Origin of the sequence: Paenibacillus sp. JZ16, assembly GCF_015326965.1 — a bacterium.
Taxonomy (GTDB): domain Bacteria; phylum Bacillota; class Bacilli; order Paenibacillales; family Paenibacillaceae; genus Paenibacillus_AQ.
This window is the reverse complement of record NZ_CP017659.1, coordinates 3923456-3944277: the sequence shown is the minus strand read 5'-3', so window position 1 is coordinate 3944277 and position 20822 is coordinate 3923456. Positions and strand designations below refer to the sequence as shown.

The following is a 20822-nucleotide window of genomic DNA, read 5'->3' as shown; positions in this document are numbered from 1 at the left end:
GTCAAAGAGTTAAAGTAAGTCCCCAAGCTTCTTATAACAACATAAAATAGACAGCCCAAAAAACCGGCCATCGCCGGTTTTGTCAGGGTCTCAGCAATATTAATAAAGAAAGGACATAATCAGTGGTGCGGTTCCGAGGGTGAAGAGAGCGGCAACGATCATCGAAATGCTGGAGATCGTCCCCGAAAGGGAGCTGAATTCGAATGCCTTGGAGGTGCCGGTTCCATGGGCGCTGGTCCCAAACAGCACACCTCTTGCGATATCGCCCCGAATCCGGAAGATCCGCATGACGGCCGGTCCGATCATGGAGCCTAGAATCCCGGTCATAATGACAAAAACGGCGGTCATGTTCGGCACCCCTCCAATGACCTCCGAGACGTTCATGGCAATCGGCGTTGTTATGGAGCGCGGCACGAGACTGGTGGCGAGCGAGCTGTTCAGGTGCATCCATTTTGCGAGAAATGCGGAGGATATCATCGCAAGTACCGATCCGGTCAGCACGCTGAGCATAATCTCGGCCGCATGCTTTTTAAGGGTTTGGAAGTTTTTGTACAAAGGCACGGCAAAAGCGATTGTAGCCGGTCCAAGCAGCTTGCTGATCCACTGCGCCCCTTCATTGTATGATTCATAGGATACGCCTGTTTGTGTCAATATCACAACAATTAGTACAGGAGTAATGAGGAGCGGTGACAAATAGACCTTTGGCAGGCGGCGATACAGTTTTTTGGCCCCCCCATAAATCCCGATCGTTAACAATAAGCCGAGAATGACCGTCAACAGGATGTTCATGGTGTTTTTCGCTCCTTTCTGGATGAGATGAAGCCAGCGGTTAGTCCTGAGCTGACCATCACAATGACGGTGCTAAACAAAACCACGGCTAGAATCTGGAGCCCTTCGGCCTCCAGCATCGGGAAATATTTCATGATGCCAACTGCAGCAGGGATAAAGAACAGCAGCAATTCGGCGAGCAGCCAATTAGCGCCAAGTTCGATCCACTCTAGGCGGAGGACTTTGGTTTCGAGAAGTATGAATACTACAACGATTCCGAGAATGCTGCCCGGAATTCCTATATTCAGCCAAGCGGCCAGTTGATCCATCCCTAAGGAAAGAAGCATGAAACCGGCCACTTGGAGCGTTCCTTTCAGCATGTTGATCATGACCGGCCTCCTTTATTTTCATTGGTAATGAAATTTTACAACGATAATTTTCATAGGTAAAATGCATATATCGAATGATATGCATTCCATTTATCTATACATAGAGGAAACCGGAGGGAGTATCGGATGGATATACGGCACCTGGAGTATTTTCTTGAGGTAGCGAGGAACCAAAGCTTCACCAAGGCTGCCGAGAAGCTGTATATTACGCAGCCAACGATCAGCAAAACGATTCGCAACATGGAGGACGAGTGGGGCGTAACCTTGTTTTATCGGCAGGGCAAGCGGATTGAGCTGACGGACGCGGGTCATATCATGTATCAGCAGGCGCAGCAAATGGTGGATTCCTTTCAGCGGGTATCGGCCGAGCTGGAGGATCTTATGAACCTGAAGCGCGGACATCTCCGTATTGGGCTTCCGCCTATGGTAGGTTCAAGCTTTTTCCCGGAAGTGATCGGGCAGTTCCACCGGGAATATCCGAAGATTACCATTCAGCTGATTGAAGATGGGGCGAAGAAGGTCGAAGCGGATGTGGAAAGCGGTCAGACGGATATCGGCGTTGCGGTGCTGCCGGTCAATGAGGATGTATTCCATTATTATTCCTTTGTCAAAGAGAAGCTGAATTTGCTCGTCCATCCTTCTCACCGGCTCGCAGACAGAGATCATGTGCACCTGAATGAGCTTGCTGATGAGGCGTTTGTATTGTTTCGAGAGGACTTTACGCTGCATGACCGGATAATCCGCGAATGCGTCAGCGCGGGCTTCGAGCCAAGGGTGGTCTATGAAAGCTCGCAGTGGGATCTCATCAGCGGCATGGTGGCCGCGAATCTGGGCATAGCACTGCTGCCAGAGACGATCTGTAAGGAAATCGATTCTTCGCGCGTGACGATACTGCCGCTGGATAATCCCTCGATCCCCTGGCAGCTCGGGATGATCTGGAGGAAGGACCGGTACCTGTCCTTTGCCGTCAGGGAATGGATCAGCTTTACACGCGCACTGTTGGGTGAGCATGATTAAGTTTGTTTTAAATTAAAGGACATTTCATACATTTTCACTCCTTGGACATAATATCCATAGTAAGAGAACCCATTTTACAAGCCTTATATCCAAGGAGGAATGACATTCGTGAGTGGCCAAGATCATGATGCTAATAACGGAATAAACCAAGAACGGGCAGGATACGCCGAGAATCGGGGCGAGACGGAGCGGGAGGATACGCTGACGAACCGCCAGGGACATCCTATTTCGGATAATCAGAATGTGAGAACGGTAGGGAATCGGGGTCCGATGACCCTGGAGAATTATCATTATCTGGAGAAAATCACGCATTTTGACCGTGAACGTATTCCGGAGCGCGTTGTGCATGCAAGGGGGGCTGGAGCTCACGGTTACTTTGAAGCTTACGGGAAAGTGGGCGATGAGCCTGTTTCGAAATATACCCGGGCCAAGCTGTTTCAGGTTGAAGGCAAGCGCACACCGGTGTTTGTCCGGTTCTCCACCGTTATCCACGGCGCCGGCTCACCGGAAACGCTTCGGGATCCGCGCGGGTTTGCTGTGAAATTTTACACCGAAGAAGGCAACTGGGATCTGGTCGGCAACAACCTGAAAATATTTTTTATCCGTGATCCGCTCAAATTTCCGGATATGGTCCATGCGTTCAAACCGGATCCAGTATCCAACGTTCCGGGTCCAGTCGGCATGTTCGACTTTGTATCCCGTTCCCCGGAAGCGACGCATATGATCACGTTTGTCTTCTCCCCATGGGGCATTCCGGCTAACTACCGCCAAATGCAGGGCTCTGGTGTGAATACATACAAATGGGTCAATGCAGAGGGCAACAGTGTGCTGATCAAATATCACTGGGAGCCGCTTAAGCAAGGCATTAAGAACCTTACGCAGGAAGAAGCAAACAAGATCCAAGCCATGAATGACAGCCATGCGACACAGGATTTATATGAGGCCATTGAACGCGGGGATTATCCGGAATGGGAGCTATGCGTTCAGATTATGAGCGATGATGAGCATCCGGAGCTGGAATTCGATCCGCTTGATGCAACCAAGCTGTGGCCGGAAGATCAATTCCCGTTCCTGAAGGTAGGCAAAATGGTGCTGAACCGCAATCCGGAGAACTACTATAACGAAGTGGAGCAAGCGGCCTTCGGCACGGGCGTGTTGGTGGATGGTCTCGATTTCTCGGACGACAAGATGCTCCAAGGTCGCACATTTTCTTACTCGGATACCCAGCGGCATCGGGTGGGCACCAACTATCTGCAGCTGCCGATCAATGCGCCGAAGAAGCGGGTCGCTACCAATCAGCGCGGCGGGCAGATGTCTTATTACGTGGATAAGGCACCAGGGCAAAGCCCGCATGTGGATTACGAGCCGTCCATGACCGACGGTCTGGTGGAAGCCGCGCAGACAGCGAAGCCTCATCAACCCCATTATAATGCCAACCTCGTCCGGCAGAAGCTGGATCGCACGCTGGACTTCAAGCAGGCCGGGGATACGTACAGAGCCTTTGAGGATTGGGAGCGAAACGAATTGATTAGCAACCTGGTGGGTGCGCTTATCCAATGCGATATTCGGATTCAAGACAAGATGGTGGAATATTTCACGAATGCGGATGAGGATTATGGACGCCGCGTGCGGGAAGGACTCGAGCAGGCTAGAAAGGGCTCGAACGAGAACGTACGGGAGCAGGCAGTAGAGGATGCAAACCGCATGGGCCATGAGGCGGATCCTTACTAAAATTCGCTAGGCCGAGAGCGGTCTCCAGGTTATGATTTGCTATGGCAATAAAGAAAGCCGCCTGCACAGTGATTAATGTGCAGGCGGCTTTACCATTTGAGGTTGTAAAATATTTGCGGAATGTTAAGATGTTGCAAGGAATCAAAACGATACATATCGAATCAACATAGAACCATGGGAAGAGGAGGCTTGCTTTATGGCAATACAAGCGGGAATCATCGGCTACGGCCTGTCCGGGTCGGTGTTTCATGCACCTATCCTGAGAAGCGTGCCGGATTACGAAGTCCACACGGTTGTGTCATCAGATCCGGACAAGGTTCATAAGGATTTGCCTGATACGGCAGTTGTCGATAGCGTGGATGAGCTTTTGTCTAATCCGGATATTGATGTTGTCATCATTACGAGTCCGAATGCAACGCATTACGAATATACCCGGTTAGCCATCGAGGCTGGTAAGCACGTGGTCGTCGAGAAGCCGTTTACCGTAACATCCGCCGAAGCGGATCAGCTGATTGATCTTGCCAAGCAGAAGGGAGTCCTGCTGACGGTATATCACAACCGCCGCTGGGACAATGACTTTCTGACCGTCCGCAATCTGCTGGAGACGGGGGCGCTCGGCAAGCTTTCCATTTATCAGGCACAGTTCAGCCGCTACCGTCCGGAGGTGCAATCGGAGCGGTGGAGGGAACAGGGAAATCCCGGGTCCGGCATTCTGTACGATTTAGGTTCGCATCTGCTTGATCAGGCGCTGTTCCTGTTCGGTCTGCCAGAGACGCTGTGGGCGGATTTGAGAAAGGAGCGCAAAGGGTCCAAAACCCATGATTATTTTCATCTGGTGCTGGGTTACAAAACGTTTCGCGTTATTCTGCATTCCGGTTCGCTGGTCCGGCAAGCCGGCCCGAAATTCGAGCTGCACGGAGATAAAGGAAGCTTCCTGAAGTATGGAACAGACCCTCAGGAAGGACAGCTGAAGCAGGGGATGCACCCGGGGGATGCGGGCTGGGGTGAAGACCAGCCGGACCAGTACGGGGAGCTTGCTACCGAGCTGAGCGGGCTTGCGGTTCAGGGCGAGATTGAGACGCTGCCCGGCCGCTACCAGGCCTTTTATCAGGGACTAGCCGAAGCGATTCAGAAGGATGGCCCGTTACCCGTCCAGCCTGAAGAAGCCCGCAATGTTATTCGCATGATCGAGTATGCATTGCAGAGTCATCAGAAGGGCCGATTGATCAAGATCACGTGAGATGCCGCTGGATCACGGTATTGTAGTCCTGGTTGGTTAACACATAGTTTGCTCCGATTTGTGGGATATTAGGTGATGCTACCCTTGGTAGGTATTTCATCAGGGGAGTCGATCCATATCACACCAATGAAGGAGAGAGAACGGATATGAAGCAACGTGGTATCCTTCGTCCGGCCCTTATGCTTCTTATGAGCTTGGCGGTGATGCTGTCCATCGCCGGAGCGGCTTTGGCGGGCGGAAGCGGTCCGTTTCATTTTGGGTTCAAAAAAAGCGTCAATGGCCAGCTGCCCTCCATCAACGAGGAGGGTTTTAAGGAGCTCCTGAAAAAATACGATGCGATCTTCATGGGCGATGCTGAGCAGAAGGAGCTCTATCTTACGTTTGATAACGGATATGAGAACGGATATACTTCCCGTATCCTGGATACGCTCAAAGAGAAGAAGGTGCCTGCCACCTTTTTCGTGACCGGACACTACGTGAAGACGCAGGAAGATCTGCTGAAGCGGATGACGGCGGAAGGCCATATTATCGGCAACCATTCCTGGAATCATCCGGATGTGACCACGATCTCGGCAGAGAAGCTGACCGAGGAGTTGGAACGGGTGAAGAAGGAGGTTATTCGCATAACAGGTCAGCCGGATATGAAATATTTGCGTACGCCGCGGGGTATTTTCGATGAGCGGTCGCTGGCGACCAGCAAGCAGCTGGGTTACACCAATGTCTTCTGGTCGCTCGCGTATATGGATTGGGACGTGAAGTCCCAGCGCGGTGCGCAGTATGCTTATGATAAGGTAACCGCGCAGCTCCACCCGGGCGCCGTGATCCTGCTGCACTCGATCTCCAAGGACAACACCGAGGCGCTTGGGCGGATCATTGACGAAGCCAGGAATCGGGGGTACGAGTTCAAGAGTTTGGATCAGATGCAGAAGAAAGCCCCGTAAGCATATGTTGCATACAGCGTGCAGAACGCCATCCTGTCAGGATGCCTTCTGCACGTTTTTTTGTTTCGAATGAATTCGGATGCTTCGCTTTCAGGAACGAATGTTTGGTATAATACCCTTCATAGAACATGAACGAAGGAGACCATCATGCCTCATACTATCCAAATATCCGTCAGGCCGCTGGTGGAATACGTCTTTCGCAGCGGCAGCATTACCTCGGGTTTTCGCACGGCGACATCCCTGACCGAGGGAACCCGGGCGCATCAACAGGTGCAGCGCGACTATGGTGAGAATGATCAGAAGGAAGTTCAGCTTGAAGTCGAGATTCCTTACGAGGATCTTCTGTTTGTCGTGGAAGGTCGCTGCGACGGTCTGATTCATGAGGAAGAGCGGATCGTGATTGACGAGATCAAGTCGACTTCCGGCGATTTGGGCGTGATTACGGAGCACACGTACCCCGTTCATTGGGCACAGGCCCAAATGTACGCCTATATGTACGCCAAGCAGCATGAGATTCCGAAGATGGCGGTGAGATTAACCTACTTCCAGGTCCCGAGCGGAGAGCGGAAGCAGTTTGTACAGGAATGGAGCTTGGATCAGCTGGAATCCTTTGTCTTGGAGGTCGTGGCGGCTTATGCGCCTTATGCCAACCTGCTGCGGGAGCATGGCGAGCGGAGGGACCTGAGCATCCGCGAATTGAAGTTTCCGTTCCCCGCTTACCGCGAGGGACAGCGAAAGCTCGCCGGGGCCGTTTATAAAAGCATCGGGGAAGGACGAAGATTGTTTGCCAAAGCGCCGACGGGCATAGGGAAAACCATATCCACGCTGTTTCCTTCGGTTAAAGCGATCGGCGAGGGCCTGTTGTCGCGGATTTTTTATCTGACGGCCAAGACGATCACCCGAACCACCGCGGAGGAAGCTATGGCGCGTATGGAGCGTCAAGGACTCTGCATGCACACGGTCACGCTGACGGCGAAGGACAAGATTTGTTTCCGTGAAGCGGAAGGCTGCAGTCAGATGGGCTGCGCCTTCTCGGAGGGTTACTACGACCGGATTAACGGCGCCATACTGGACCTGCTCTCGAATGAAACATTGATCACGAGACCCGTTATTGAAGAGTACGCCCGGAAGCATACGGTGTGCCCGTTTGAGTTCTCACTGGATGCCGCGTATGCAGCCGATGCCGTCATCTGCGATTACAACTATGTGTTTGATCCGCGCGTATCCTTTAAGCGGATGCCGGAGGACGTGAAGAAACGCAGCGTGCTGCTCATTGACGAGGCGCATAATCTGGTAGACCGTGCGCGGGGAATGTTCTCGGCCGAGCTGAATAAATCGGCTTTTCTGGAGCTGCAACGGGCTTACAAAGAGAGCAATCCCGCGCTTTACAACGCGGCGAAGCGGGTGAATAACCGCTTTAAAGTGCTGCGTAAGGTCAGTGAGGAGGAAGAGCGGATTGTCGGGTCCCAGCAGCCGGAGATGATGGTTGAGCTGCTTGAGGATTTCTCGCTCCAAGCGGAGGCAGAACTGATGACCGGCAAGAGCGGGGATGAGGCCGATGCGCTCCTGGAGTGCTATTTTGCGGTGCAGGGGTATCTGCGCATCTCCAAGCTGTATGACGACCGATTTGTCACGTATGCGGAGATGAGTCAGAGCGAGGTGTTTCTCAAGCTGTTTTGCCTGGACCCCTCTTATTTGCTTCAGCAGGCGGGAAAAAACTACCGCTCCAGCGTATTTTTCTCGGCAACACTCATGCCGCTCGGATATTACCGCGACATGCTGGGAGCAGAGGAAGAGGACTACAGCCTCTCGATTCCCTCTCCCTTCTCTTCCGAGCAATTGGATGTTCGAATTTTACCGTTATCGACGCGCTTCAAGGATCGGGAGCGCAACAGCGAGGCCATCGTCCGGATGCTGAGTGCGCTGGTTCAGGAAAAGCCGGTAAACACCTTGATCTTCTTGCCGTCTTATCCCTACATGCAGGACATTCATGAGGCGTTTGCCAGAATGAATCCGGGAGCCCGTACTTTGCTCCAGGGGCATGGGATGAGCGAAGAGGAGCGGGAGGCATTCCTGAATGCCTTCCAGGCGGATGCGGAAGATCCGCTGATCGGCTTTGCCGTGATGGGCGGTATTTTCTCCGAAGGCATCGATTTGAAGGGAGAACGGCTTTCGAGCGTCGTGGTCATCGGGGTAGGACTGCCGCAGCTATCTTTCGAGAATGATATCATCAAGGATTATTTTGATCGTACCGGCAAGCGGGGATACGATTACGCCTACGTGTACCCCGGCATGAACAAAGTGCTGCAGGCCGGAGGGCGCTTGATCCGATCGGAGCAGGACAGCGGGACGCTGACGCTCGTCGATGACCGCTTTCTGAATCGACAGTACGGGATGCTGCTGCCGGAGGAGTGGAGGCATTACAGGCGCATCTAATTTTTTCATGAGATGTTGACACCTGGAAATTGGGCACCTATAATACGGATATATTAATTAAGCTGAAGGAGGCTGATGTCAAATGGTTATGATGCATAGTGGATGGGTCGCATTGACGTTGGTCTCTTTGGACGGGAAATTCTAATGGTATAGGGGTATAAGGCATGTAGCTATACTTGTCTTTAGCTCCATACTGAAAGAGCCCGCAGGAGACCGTGCTTGGTATCCTGCGGGTTTTTTGTGTCTATGCAAGGGCTTGGTATGACCTTTATCGGCTTGGCCGTACGGGGTTTGATGCCTTCTTCTTGTATATATTCAGATTAGCCGCGGATACAAATCTGCGGTTTTTTTGTGTTTGATAACAACCAATCCAATAACGATAAGGGGATATAACGAATTTGACTAAACAAGACATGACCATGCTGCAAGCCTATGGATGGAATGAACATTGGAGTTTGATGGCCGGGCAGATCCCGCAGCAGGATAAAGCGCTGGTACCTGCACGCATCACAGCCCAATTCTCGAAGCAGTACCGCATTATTACGCAAGATGGAGAGCAATCCGCGATAGTCACGGGCAAATACGAATACGAAGCGACCAGCAAAAGCGATTTTCCCGCTGTTGGCGATTGGGTCATGGTGGAGCCGCTGCAAGGAGAATCCCGTGCCGTCATTCATCAGCTGCTCCCCCGAAAGTCCGCGGTGACGCGCAGGGAAGCGGGAAGCATCCCGGATGAGCAGATCATTGCCGCAAACATGGATACCGTGTTTATCATTAATGCGCTGAACAAGGATTTTAATGTCCGCCGGATTGAACGCTATCTGATTGCGGTCTGGGAGAGCGGAGCCGCACCCGTCGTGCTCCTTACCAAGGCGGATTTATGTGAATCGCCGGAAGATTATGTCGCGCAGGTAGAGGCTGTTGCACCGGGCGTGCCGGTTCATGCGGTGAGCTCCTTGATGGATCAAGGGAAGGAGCAGCTTGGGGAGTATCTGGTGCAAGGGAAAACAATCGCCATTACGGGTACCTCCGGTGCCGGCAAATCGACGCTGCTGAACTGGCTGTCCGGTCAGGAAATGCAGCGGGTTCAAGGGATACGTGAGGAGGACGCAAGGGGACGGCACACGACGACGCATCGAGAGCTCTTTGTGCTGCCGGGAGGCGCGATTATGGTGGATACGCCGGGCATGCGGGAGCTGCAGCTGTGGGATTCGGAAGAAGGGTTTGAGGCAACCTTTGCGGACATTGCCACGCTCGCCCAGCAGTGCCGGTTCCATGATTGCCGTCATGAGACGGAGGCCGGCTGTGCGGTCCGGGAAGCACTGCAGGACGGAACACTGGATGCGAAACGATACGCGAATTACAAGAAGACGGAGCGGGAGCTCGCCCATATCGCCCGTAAAGAGAGGGTCAGCACTCGCCGTCAGAATAAGAGTTCAGGCAAGACCTCACGGAAGAGCGACAGAGACCGCAAGGGTACGTACCAGCAGCTCCTGTACGATGACGAATAATGGATGTTACGGGAGGTCCGGAGTCGATTTGACTTCGGCCTTCTTTCGGGTATATAGTTAGGTAACCAAATAAATTGGCAGACTATCTATTTATTGAAGCGGTTGCAGAAAAGAGGTGGACCATGGCAGAGGATAAGCATCCAGATTTACATCATGAGAACAACGGGAAAGAGGAAAAGGAATCGCGAGCAGGGCTGTGCATGAAGGGTGGCAGCCGAGAAGATAGCGTCGCCGGCAGGCTCTTATACAGCATTCGCATGTTCCACAAGCAGGAATGGGACCAGCACTTGATTTCCGGCTATACGCCCGGCGAGATCCGCGTTCTGATGGGACTCAAACATCATATCGAGCCTGATGGTCCTGGCATGAAAGTGTCCGAAATCAGCAGCATGATGAATGTTACGTCACCGACGATCACCCAATTTATTAACGCTCTCGAGAGCAAGGGTCTGGTGGAGCGGGTGATGGATGTGCAGGATCGACGTGCGGTTCGCGTACAGCTTACCGAGGAAGGGCACCGCGTTGTCCAGGAAACCTATCAGAACGTCAAGAACAATTTTAACGAGCTGGTGGATTTTCTAGGCGAAGAGGACAGCGTCAAACTGACGGAGCTGTTAACGAAGGTGTATCATTTTCACGAGCAAAAACGCAAAACGAATGAAACGACATCAGACAACGAGTAGGGGTGGGGGATTTGTTAAAACTGTTTCATTACATGAAACCGTACCGGACCGCGGTCATTTTTGTCCTGCTGTTCACATTTTTCCAATGTCTGTCTGATCTGTACCTGCCGACTTTGATGGCAGACATTGTGGATTATGGCATCGTTGAGGGAGATGTGCCTTACATTTGGCGTGTGGGCGGCTTTATGCTCCTGGTAGCAGCAGGGGGCATGGTGTGCTCTATTGCCGCGAGTTATTTGGCATCTAAATCCGCTACGGGATTCGGGAAGATTGTTCGGGGACGCGTCTTTTCCCATGTAGAGAATTTCACGCTGCAGGAATTCGACAAGATTGGTACGGCATCCTTGATTACCCGTACAACGAACGATATTACGCAGGTACAGCAGGTCACGATCATGATCCTTCGCATGATGGCGATAGCACCGATGATGTGTATCGGGGGCATTGTGATGGCCGTGTCGAGAGACCCGGGACTGACGACGGTGCTTCTGATCGTCCTGCCGATTCTGGCACTGGCTATTTTTCTTATCGCGAAAAAAGGGATTCCGCTCTTCAAAGCGATCCAGGTGAAGATTGATACGCTGAGCCGCGTGCTGCGGGAGAATCTGACCGGAATACGGGTCATCCGTTCCTTCAACCGGATGGACCATGAAACCGTCCGCTTTAACGACGCGAACGAGGACCTGACGGCCACCTCGATCAAAGTCAATAAAATCATGGGGGCGATGATGCCTGTCATGATGCTGGTTATGAACTTTGCCACGCTGGCGATTGTCTGGTTCGGAGCCCACCGCATAGAGGGCGAATATATGAAGGTCGGCGACCTTATGGCATTTCTCCAATACGCGATGATGATCATGTTCTCGCTCATCATGTTATCCGTTATGTTTGTCATGATTCCGCGTGCACAGGCATCGGCGGTTCGGATCAATGAGGTGTTGAACATGATGCCGGAGATCCATGATCCGAAACAGCCGAGCGATGCCGGCGTGGAGCACGGCTCGATTGAATTTCAGGATGTAACCTTCTATTATCCGGGTGCGGAGGAGCCTGCCATTTCGGATATTTCCTTCCATGCCGGGCCGGGTGAAGTCACGGCGATCATCGGCGGAACCGGCTCGGGTAAATCGACGCTGATCAGCTTGATCCCTCGCTTCTATGATGTTTCCTCGGGCCGGATTCTCGTCAATGGAACGGATATCCGGGACATGATGCAGGAGGACCTGCGGGGCCGGATCGGATTCGTGCCGCAGAAGGCGCTGCTCTTCACCGGTACCATTGCGGAGAATATCCGCTACGGTAAAGAAGATGCAACAGACGAGGAGATCCGGCATGCAGCGAAGGTTGCTCAGGCCGCCGATTTCATCTCTTCCATGGAGGGCGGATACGATGCCGAGATTTCGCAAGGCGGCAGCAACGTATCCGGCGGTCAGAAGCAGCGGCTCTCGATTGCAAGGGCGCTGGTTCGACGGCCCGAGATTTATGTGTTTGATGACAGCTTCTCGGCGCTGGATTTCAAGACGGATGCCAATCTTCGGGCAGCGCTCCGCGAGGAAACGACGGAAGCTACCGTTCTGATTGTCGCTCAGCGGGTAAGCACCGTCATGGACGCTGACCGGATTATCGTGCTGGATGAGGGACGCATTGCCGGCATCGGCACGCACGAGGAGCTCATGGCTTCCAGCGATGTGTACCGCGAAATCGTTACCTCGCAGCTGTCAGAGGAGGAGATCGCATGAGTGAGAAGAAACGGGGAGGACATCCCCGGGGACCTGGCGGTCCTTTTGGCGGCCCGCACGGGCCCGGAATGGCGGGGGAGAAAGCCAAGGATTTCAAAGGCACGTTTCGCCGGTTAACGCGATATCTTAAACCGCATACCGGCAAGCTGCTGATCGTTTTGATTGCAGCTATTCTCAGTACGATATTCAGCATCGTGAGCCCGAAAATATTGGGGGATGCGACCACGATCCTGTTCAAGGGCTTCATGGCCAAGATGCAAGGCGTGCCGGGGGCCGGGATCGACTTTGACGCTATTCGGACGATCATGCTCTGGCTTGCAGGCTTATATCTCTTAAGCTCTCTATTTGCATACATCCAGCAATATGTTATGGCTGGTGTGGCCCAGCGGACCGTGTATGATTTGCGTAAGGATGTTTACAACAAACTCGGCCGTTTGCCGCTGAAATATTTTGACGCTCGGACGCATGGGGAAACGCTGAGCCGGGTGACCAACGATATGGACAATATCAGCAGTACGCTGCAGCAGAGCCTGACGCAGATGATTACCTCCGTTGTCACGCTGGTCGGCGTCATCGTCATGATGCTCACGATCAGTCCATTGCTGACGTTGGTGGTTATTCTGACCTTGCCGCTTAGCGTGGTGGTCACCATTGTGGTTGCCAAGCGTTCGCAGAAGCATTTTGTGGCTCAGCAGAAGCATTTGGGTGAGTTGAACGGACATGTGGAAGAAATGTACACGGGTCATAAGGTCGTGAAGGCCTTTGGCCGGGAACGACAATCCATGGAGCAATTTGATGAGGTCAACGACAAGCTCTATGATGCCGGGTGGAGAGCCCAGTTTATATCGGGTACCATTATGCCGCTGATGGGTTTTGTCGGAAATATCGGTTATGTGATCGTCAGTGTCGTCGGCGGCGTGCTCGTTACCCGCAGAGCGATTGAGATCGGGGATATTCAGGCATTCATCCAATATTCACGCCAATTCACGCAGCCGATTACCCAGCTTGCCAATATCGCGAACGTCATTCAATCCACCGTCGCATCGGCAGAGCGCGTATTTGAAGTGCTGGATGAGGAAGAAGAAGTATCAGAGCATACAGCTCCGGCAGCGCTCAAGAAGCCGCTTGGCGATGTGTCTTTCGAGAACGTGAGTTTCGGCTATAAAGCAGACCAGCTTCTGATCGAGGATATGAATGTGGACGTGAAGCACGGGCAGACGGTCGCCATCGTCGGACCGACCGGTGCCGGGAAAACCACGCTCATTAATCTGCTGATGCGGTTCTATGAGCTGAATAAGGGCAAGATTACGATAGACGGCACGGATATTACCGTTCTTCGGCGCGGCGAACTCCGCAGCCTGTTTGGAATGGTGCTGCAGGATACATGGCTCTTTAACGGGACCATCCGGGATAATATCGGATATGGACGCGAAGGCGCCACGGAACAAGAGATCATCCGAGCGGCGGAAGCGGCTCACGCGGATCATTTCATCCGGACGCTGCCGGACGGCTACGATACCGTTCTGAACGAGGAGGCCTCTAACATATCGCAGGGGCAGAAGCAGCTTCTTACGATTGCGCGTGCCATTCTGGCTAATCCATCGATTCTGATCCTCGACGAGGCAACCAGCAGCGTGGATACCCGAACGGAGCTCTATATCCAGAAAGCGATGAATGAGCTGATGAAGGACCGCACCAGCTTTGTCATCGCGCATCGACTGTCCACGATCCGGGATGCGGACCTGATTCTGGTCATGAACAAGGGCAGCATTATCGAGCAGGGAACCCATGAGGAGCTACTGTCTCAAGGCGGCTTCTATGCGGACCTGTATAACAGTCAATTCAGTGACCAGCATGAAGCTGGATAGCGAGGCAAGGAATGTAATAATAAGAGACCCATCCGCGTGCGGAGTGGGTCTTTTTTTGGGGTTATTAATCATAGGTTTCAGTAGGTTGAGAGCAAGCTGGCAGGCATATTTGTTATTGCATTTTCATATGGTTCTTTTATAATGATGTTTATGTTTATATCTTTAAAGGGAGCCATGATCATTATTGAATAAGTCCGAACTGAACCGAATTACGCAAGAGCTTCTACGTCGGTCGGGCAGCAGTGTCACCGTGGAGATGGAGGCGTATTTTCCAGGGGGCCGGTTAATCGGCGGAAAATATGTCATGAATTCGCACAGCGTGACGATGTATACCGAAGTCATACGCCAGCAGTGTCTGCAGCTGTTTGGCACACTTGAGCTGTTTTCTGCCTATTTTGCGGTGGTATTTGCACATGAGCTGGGCCATTCGATGGACCTGACGCTGACAGAACTCTGCGACAGGATGGATCGAACGGGGGATGAATGGGAGCAGAAGCAGATCGCGCTTCAAATCGAGGAAAATGCTTGGAATAACGCCATGCCATGGCTTCAGGATATGGATCCGGAATTCATACGGATCATCGTGGACCGTTCGCTTGAGGCATACCGCGAGGAACCGGCACCAGAAATCGCTTAGGCCTGCATAGGTAATCCAGGTCCAGGTCATAACATAACACAGGCACCCGTCAGGGTGCCTTTTTGGAATGGTAGGAAACTATATGCTTCAGTGATTTACTACCTTGGAGGCATCGTTGAAGGGTCTCTAATATCGTATGTTATACAAGATAAAACCAAAGATGGCAGCCACCACAATGAAGGCACCTGCAGCGGCAAGGGTCATTAAAAAATCACTAAGCAGGCTTTGTTGCCGGATACCGCGCAACTTCTCCTGCGCTTTTTTCTCCGAGACGTCCTCTTTAATTCGATCCAAATACTCAGGGCCTAGAACCATGGGCTGTCCCTCCCGTAAACGATGTGTAAGCTCATTATACCAGAAATATGTTATTTTTGGTTGGATTTAGGTCATAACCGGTATGTAGTCCCATGTTATAAAAAAAGAAGTGAAGCTCGCATGGGCTTCACTTCTTTTGTCACTAGAGGGATCGCGGCGTCCGTTCAGCTCTCCGGGTCCAGCTGCTTCAACGGCTCAATGGCCGGCCCTTCAAGCACCTCGCCGTTATAGCGATAGCGTGATCCGTGACATGGGCAATCCCATGAGCGTTCGCCCTCGTTCCATTCCACCTCGCAGCCGAGATGGGTACAGGTCGTATCCACGAGATGGAGATTCCCCTGATCATCCTTGTAAGCCCCGGCGCGCTGACCGTTATGGCGGACGACTGCGCCTTCGCCGGCTTTTAGCTCGGTTATATCGGCGTGGGACATTTCCACCTTGCCGGACACAAAATCCTTCGCAACCAAGGCATTTTGAACGACGAATGTTTTGATGCTCGGATCCGCTTTGAAGCGGGACGGGCTGTATACCTCGGAGTAACGGTTCTCTTTCTCCAGAATTTGATCGCTAATGATCTTCGCGGCTAGCGTGCCTGTCGTCATTCCCCATTTCCGGAAGCCAGTCGCAACAAAGATCCGGTCTTGACTGGACGTGATCGGCCCGATATAAGGCATATTGTCCAGTGTGATCAGGTCCTGAGTCGACCAGCGATATGGAATGGAAGAAGCGCCCAGCAGCTTTCCTGCAAAAAGCTCCAGATTTTCGTAATGCTGATGGGTACAGATGCTGCGGCCCGTCGGGTGATTCTCGCCTCCGACGATAACCAGCTCCTCACCGTCATAAGAAGCTGACCGCAAGGAACGGGTTGGCTGATCTACGCTTAGATACATCCCTCCCGGATAGGCGGTTTCGGGTTTGACAGCAATGGCGTACGAGCGCTCCACATGCAGCCGCGTAAAGAACAATCCCTTCTCGTCAACGAACGGAAAATGAGATGCCGACACGGCGTGATTGCACGTGATTCGATGTCCGCCACGTTTGGTCAGCAGCGTAATAGGTCCATCGGTTTCGGCCTTTTCATCCATGGTCGTGTTCTCATAGATCCGCCCTCCGAGTTTCAGAAATTGTTCCGTCAGATGTTTCAAATACTTCAGAGGATGGAACCGATACTGCCCGGGCATCTTAATGGCTCCCCGAATCGGCATAGGCAGAGGAAGACTGTCCTGCCATTCTCCCGGAATGCCGAGCTTTTCATAAGCTTTGATTTCATCCTCGAGCTTTGTGAGATACTTGTCCTCCTGTTGAGCGTAGATATAGGCATCCTCCAGCTTCAGCCCGAATTTCCCTTCGTCTCCGCCAATAATATCCCTAATGAATTCGATCGCTTCACGATTTCCTTCGTAGTAGAGCCTTGTCTTCTCCTCTCCAAAATGGTTCATAAATTCATGATAAATCAGCCCATGCTGTGCCGTTACCTTCGCGGTTGTAAAACCTGTTGTTCCGTTCAGTATGCGGCCTGCGTCGACGACGACCACATCTTTACCTGCCTTCGCCAGCAGATAGGCTGTGGTGATTCCGGTTATGCCGGCTCCGACGATGGCCACATCCGCTTCGATATCCTCGGCCAAGCGTGGGAAGTCGGGCAGTTCGGTAGTCGCTCTCCACAGCGACACCGGGTATTGCGGCAGTCCTTGGTACGATGAATTGGATGGGTTCATTCACGATTCCTCCTCAGTTTCTAGGGGTCTTGCCCTTAAACTCAGACTCTGTCTTCATTATTACCACATGGGAATGATTAGAAACGAGCTGATTTCGATTCGCGGATTTCTTGCGTTTTCTGGATGATTGTAAATAATTTGGGACATATGTGCAGAACCTAAGGAAACAGCGTGAGATTCGGAATTTAGTGAAATGAGGGGTGGTAACATGACCAGCGAACCATATTTAAAGGCGGAGGATGCCAAGAAGTGTCTGCAAGAACATCTACGTAATATCGGAGATATCGAGCAGCGCGAGCTGAAGAATGAAGGGGAGCACGTGTTATTGATTTATCTTAAGAGCATGTGCGATCCCATCATGGTCAACGAAAATTTGATTAACCGTTTTTATGAACTGAAATCCTTGGATCTATATGACCAATTCCTCCGGTCCTTTCCCTCAACCGTGAAGCCGAAAGATGAACAGGAATTGCTCCGGAATATACTAAGGGGCTGCGTTGCCGTATTTCTCCGGGACAGCGTGCTCCTGTTTGACGCCGTATTGGTTAATGCAGGCGCCATTCAGCCTGCCAGTACGGAGAATGTCATTCAGGGTCCCGATGATTCGTTTACGGAAAATATCGAGGTGAACCTGAACCTGATTCGCCACCGTTACCAAACCGCGAATTTAAAGACGGAATTCATGACCGTCGGCAAACTATCGCAGACCCGAATCATCATTATGTACGATGCTTGCAAAGTGGAGGAAACGGTATTACAGGAGCTTAAAAAGCGATTGTCCGAGCTCAAAGCGGATATTGTGCAATCGGCGTCTGAAATCGAGAGACATACGATGCATCCTAAATTTCGTTTGTATCCGACGCTTATGCTAACCGAACGACCTGACCGGGCCGTACTGAATATCTCCCAAGGAAAGATTGCAGTATTGATGGATTCAACGGGGTATGCGCTTCTCCTGCCGGCCATATTCAATGATTTCTTTACGGCGATGGATGACAAAATCCAGCTTCCCCCGATCGGCTGGTTTCTCAAGGGAATCCGGTATATCGCCTTGTTTGTCACCGTGCTGATGCCAAGCCTTTATGTGGCCTTCACCTCTTATAATCCTGAAATATTGAGGATGCAGGTCACGCTTCTTATTGCGGGAAGCCGGGCTACGGTGCCGTATCCGTCCTTCTTTGAAGTGATTTTCATGCTGCTGGCGATGGAATTTCTGACGGAGGCGAGTGTTCGGCTGCCCAAAGCGATTGGTCAGACCGCTACCACGGTAGGGGGTCTCATTCTGGGAACCGCGGCCACGGAGGCGGGCTTGGTTAGTAACATCATGATCATCCTGGTTTCCGCCGTAGCGATAACAAATTTTGTGATCCCGATAACGATGATGAGCTCAGGCATCCGTGTCACGAAGTATTTGTTCATTGTACTGGCCACCTTATTCGGCTTAGTCGGTATCGTGTTGGGGATGGTGGCCATGATTATGTACCTTACGAGCCTCAGGTCCTTCGGCAAACCATACCTGAAGATGTTTGCTGTGGACTGGAACAAGAAAGGAGATCAGCGAAGTGGTTAGAAATAAATATTTTTATTACCTCTTCCTGCTCAATGCAACCATCAACCTGATTAATTATGTCCCTCGCATCTTGATTACGGATCGCTTTGACGGTGCGCTGATGTCGATTCTCGTGTCCATTCCAATCGGCACATTGTTATTGTTTACTTTCGTAAAGCTGATTCAAAAATTTCCGGGACAAGGGCTGCCGGAGATTTTCCACTCGGTTATGTCCAAGTGGGTATCCGGCATCCTGCTTTTTTTATACGGACTCGCGTGGTTTTTCTCCAGCGTGATTACCTTGGTCAGTTTCGTTGATATTACCTCTCGCTACATCAGTCCGGATGTGTCTCCCTATATTGTTCTGGTGGGATTTCTGGTGGTGGTTGGACTTAGCGCGAGGCTCGATTCCGAGTCCATTATTTATGCACTGGAGATGATTCTGTACATCTGTGTGCCTATCATCGCCTACATGTCATGGCGTGTCTTCAGCAATCCCTATTTCAGCTGGGATTCCGTAAGGCAAATCATAACCTATGCATGGAATATGCCCAATTATGAAACGGTGGCGGCGGCAACTTTTATTTTTACGGGCTACGTGAACATGGTGGTATTCAACCGAATATTTCACCGATTCCGAGTACGCCATGTTTGGGCGATTGTGGTGGTCAGTATGCTTACCCTTCTGGTTTCGATCTTTGCACCCATTGGCATACTGGGCGCTGCGGGCGCCGGACAACACGTATATCCTGCCTTCTCGACGGTAGACGCGCTTCGGATTCGTTATTTCATCATTGAACGGATGATTTATGTCTTCTACGTGGTGTATATGTGCCTCTCCCTCGTGAACTCTATCATCCACTGGCATGTAGGTAAGGAACTGATCCTGGGAAGCTTCGGATTAAAGGTCGATAAGGGCAAAGCGATGACAAAAAGGAGGAAAATCGAATGGTGGGTGATTCTCCTCTTTTCCCTGATTACCTTCGGCACATCGTTTATCGTGAATCAATACATATTAAATGATATGGCGGTTGTCTTTCTGGATGTTCGGTTCGCGGGGGAATTCCTGCTCATTGCCCTGTTATTCTATGCGGTATGGAGGAAAAGGAGGAAGAAGGCATGAAAGACCTGAAACGATGGCTGGTCTGGCTCATGTGCTGCTCTTTTTTGTTTCTGTCGGGATGTGATTTTAGGGATATCGATCTCAGACTTTTTGTTGTGTCCATTGGCATTGATGTCTCGAAGGAAAATCCCGGCATGAACCGATTCAGCTTCAAAATCGCGATTCCTTCGGGAGACCCGAAGACCGGGGATAAGAAGTCATTGCTTATTACGCAGGAAGCGACAAGCATCGCTGAAGCGATCAGGGAGGTTAAATCGAAAGTAGATAAGGAGCTTGACTTCGGACATTGCAAGGGAGTTATGTATGGGGAAGCATATGCCCGGGAAAATATAGGTAAAATTCAAGACTGGACCGTTCGGAGGCGAGACATGCAGCTGCTGATGTATCCAGGAGTTGCTGTTCCTACAGCGGAAGCCGTATTAAAGGCTGAACCCCCAACCGAGCGGATCGCCGGAAATGCGATATTTCTGGCGCTCAGTGAGGATGGGACGGAATCCCCGTTCATTACCAAGACATACTCCTTCGATCTGACCCGCCGAATGACGGAGGAAGGAGAAGATCCGGTTATGCCCGTCGTGGAAACGACCGAAGACCAAGTTCTGAATATCAACAAAGTAGCTTTGATGGATAAGAGCAAGGTGAAGGTGATTCTGAATCAGGAGGAAACCAGGCTGTATAACCTGCTCGATCTCCGGAACTTAAGCACCAATTTCGGGACGAGGGTTGAGGGCCAATTGCTTGAAGTGAACACGGACAGGACCCGGGCTAGATATAAGATCATAACGGATAAAGCAGGGGAAGAAACCATTGACTACAAGATTCGGATAACGGCCATTCTGGAGGAGAAGGAGGATCCCGAACAACTGGATCCGAAGGATCTGCGTAAGATCGAAGAGCAATTTAGCAAGGAAATATCCCAATCGGTAAAAAAACTGCTGGAGAAGATTCAAAAAACAGGCCTGGACCCGCTGGGTTTCGGCCTCCGATATGGAGGCACGCACTGGAACAATCAGACGGAGATGGAGGAATGGCGTGCCATGTACCCCCATGTCAAGTTTAATGTATCGGTCAGGTTAAGGATAAAGTCGACCGGTTATAAACGTTAGACAAGGTACAACTGTCTATCGTACAGGAAGATGTTACAATAAAGAATAAGC

At 51.6% G+C, this 20822-nt stretch carries 17 protein-coding genes; 13 read left to right on the top strand and 4 right to left on the bottom strand.

The genetic code is table 11. The annotated features are described in order from the left end of the window. Positions 1–99 precede the first annotated feature (99 nt). Both BJP58_RS18000 and BJP58_RS17995 read right to left on the bottom strand, forming a co-directional pair. Positions 100–789, bottom strand: a complete 690-nt coding sequence (locus BJP58_RS18000) for a CidB/LrgB family autolysis modulator (protein WP_071218792.1) — start codon at positions 787–789, stop codon at positions 100–102. Beyond that, positions 786–1157: a CidA/LrgA family protein gene (locus BJP58_RS17995; RefSeq protein ID WP_100541038.1), complete on the bottom strand. Its 372-nt coding sequence runs from the start codon at positions 1155–1157 to the stop codon at positions 786–788. The genes BJP58_RS18000 and BJP58_RS17995 overlap by 4 nt, the downstream gene beginning before the upstream one ends. A 126-nt stretch (positions 1158–1283) precedes the next feature. On the opposite strand from BJP58_RS17995, the gene cidR reads away from it, so the two are divergent. The 10 genes from cidR to BJP58_RS17945 all read left to right on the top strand — a co-directional run bounded on the left by cidR (position 1284) and on the right by BJP58_RS17945 (position 14960). Further along, a complete protein-coding gene (gene cidR, locus BJP58_RS17990; protein WP_071218794.1) occupies positions 1284–2174 on the top strand; it encodes a cidABC operon transcriptional activator CidR in 891 nt (296 codons plus the stop codon). A 108-nt stretch (positions 2175–2282) separates the two neighbouring features. Beyond that, entirely contained in the window at positions 2283–3905 is a 1623-nt protein-coding gene (locus tag BJP58_RS17985) for a catalase (protein WP_194540004.1), read from the top strand. Positions 3906–4101: 196 nt separating this feature from the next. Continuing rightward, complete coding sequence (locus BJP58_RS17980; RefSeq protein WP_194540003.1) at positions 4102–5145, top strand: oxidoreductase; 1044 nt, start codon at positions 4102–4104, stop codon at positions 5143–5145. 146 nt (positions 5146–5291) lie between these two features. Beyond that, positions 5292–6086, top strand: coding sequence for a delta-lactam-biosynthetic de-N-acetylase (pdaA, locus tag BJP58_RS17975; protein ID WP_194540002.1), 795 nt, complete (start codon positions 5292–5294; stop codon positions 6084–6086). Between the two features lie 147 nt (positions 6087–6233). Next, positions 6234–8522, top strand: coding sequence for an ATP-dependent DNA helicase (locus BJP58_RS17970; protein ID WP_194540001.1), 2289 nt, complete (start codon positions 6234–6236; stop codon positions 8520–8522). A gap of 398 nt (positions 8523–8920) precedes the next feature. Beyond that, positions 8921–10033 (top strand): ribosome small subunit-dependent GTPase A, encoded by a 1113-nt coding sequence (gene rsgA / locus BJP58_RS17965; protein ID WP_194540000.1) that lies wholly within the window; start codon positions 8921–8923, stop codon positions 10031–10033. Between the two features lie 122 nt (positions 10034–10155). Next, positions 10156–10716 (top strand): MarR family winged helix-turn-helix transcriptional regulator, encoded by a 561-nt coding sequence (locus BJP58_RS17960; protein ID WP_071218800.1) that lies wholly within the window; start codon positions 10156–10158, stop codon positions 10714–10716. Positions 10717–10727: 11 nt separating this feature from the next. Continuing rightward, a complete protein-coding gene (locus BJP58_RS17955) occupies positions 10728–12455 on the top strand; it encodes an ABC transporter ATP-binding protein (RefSeq protein WP_194539999.1) in 1728 nt (575 codons plus the stop codon). Further along, entirely contained in the window at positions 12452–14323 is a 1872-nt protein-coding gene (locus BJP58_RS17950) for an ABC transporter ATP-binding protein (RefSeq protein WP_194539998.1), read from the top strand. The genes BJP58_RS17955 and BJP58_RS17950 overlap by 4 nt, the downstream gene beginning before the upstream one ends. A gap of 184 nt (positions 14324–14507) precedes the next feature. Then, positions 14508–14960, top strand: a complete 453-nt coding sequence (locus tag BJP58_RS17945) for a hypothetical protein (RefSeq protein WP_194539997.1) — start codon at positions 14508–14510, stop codon at positions 14958–14960. Positions 14961–15086: 126 nt separating this feature from the next. Here BJP58_RS17945 and BJP58_RS17940 read toward each other — a convergent pair whose 3' ends face one another. Both BJP58_RS17940 and BJP58_RS17935 read right to left on the bottom strand, forming a co-directional pair. Further along, the gene (locus BJP58_RS17940; protein ID WP_071218804.1) at positions 15087–15275 is read right to left on the bottom strand and encodes a hypothetical protein; all 189 of its coding nucleotides are present in this window, start codon (positions 15273–15275) and stop codon (positions 15087–15089) included. A gap of 164 nt (positions 15276–15439) precedes the next feature. Then, on the bottom strand, positions 15440–16993 hold the full coding sequence (locus BJP58_RS17935) for an FAD-dependent oxidoreductase (protein WP_194539996.1): 1554 nt from the start codon (positions 16991–16993) through the stop codon (positions 15440–15442). Between the two features lie 208 nt (positions 16994–17201). Here BJP58_RS17935 and BJP58_RS17930 point away from each other — a divergent pair, with 208 nt between their 5' ends. Genes BJP58_RS17930 through BJP58_RS17920 form a run of 3 tightly spaced genes read left to right on the top strand, consistent with a single transcriptional unit; the run spans position 17202 to position 20771 of the window. Further along, a complete protein-coding gene (locus BJP58_RS17930) occupies positions 17202–18563 on the top strand; it encodes a spore germination protein (protein WP_194539995.1) in 1362 nt (453 codons plus the stop codon). Beyond that, positions 18556–19665, top strand: a complete 1110-nt coding sequence (locus BJP58_RS17925; protein ID WP_194539994.1) for a GerAB/ArcD/ProY family transporter — start codon at positions 18556–18558, stop codon at positions 19663–19665. Before BJP58_RS17930 ends, BJP58_RS17925 begins: the two co-directional genes overlap by 8 nt. Continuing rightward, positions 19638–20771, top strand: a complete 1134-nt coding sequence (locus BJP58_RS17920; RefSeq protein WP_233354684.1) for a Ger(x)C family spore germination protein — start codon at positions 19638–19640, stop codon at positions 20769–20771. The genes BJP58_RS17925 and BJP58_RS17920 overlap by 28 nt, the downstream gene beginning before the upstream one ends. Positions 20772–20822 lie beyond the last annotated feature (51 nt).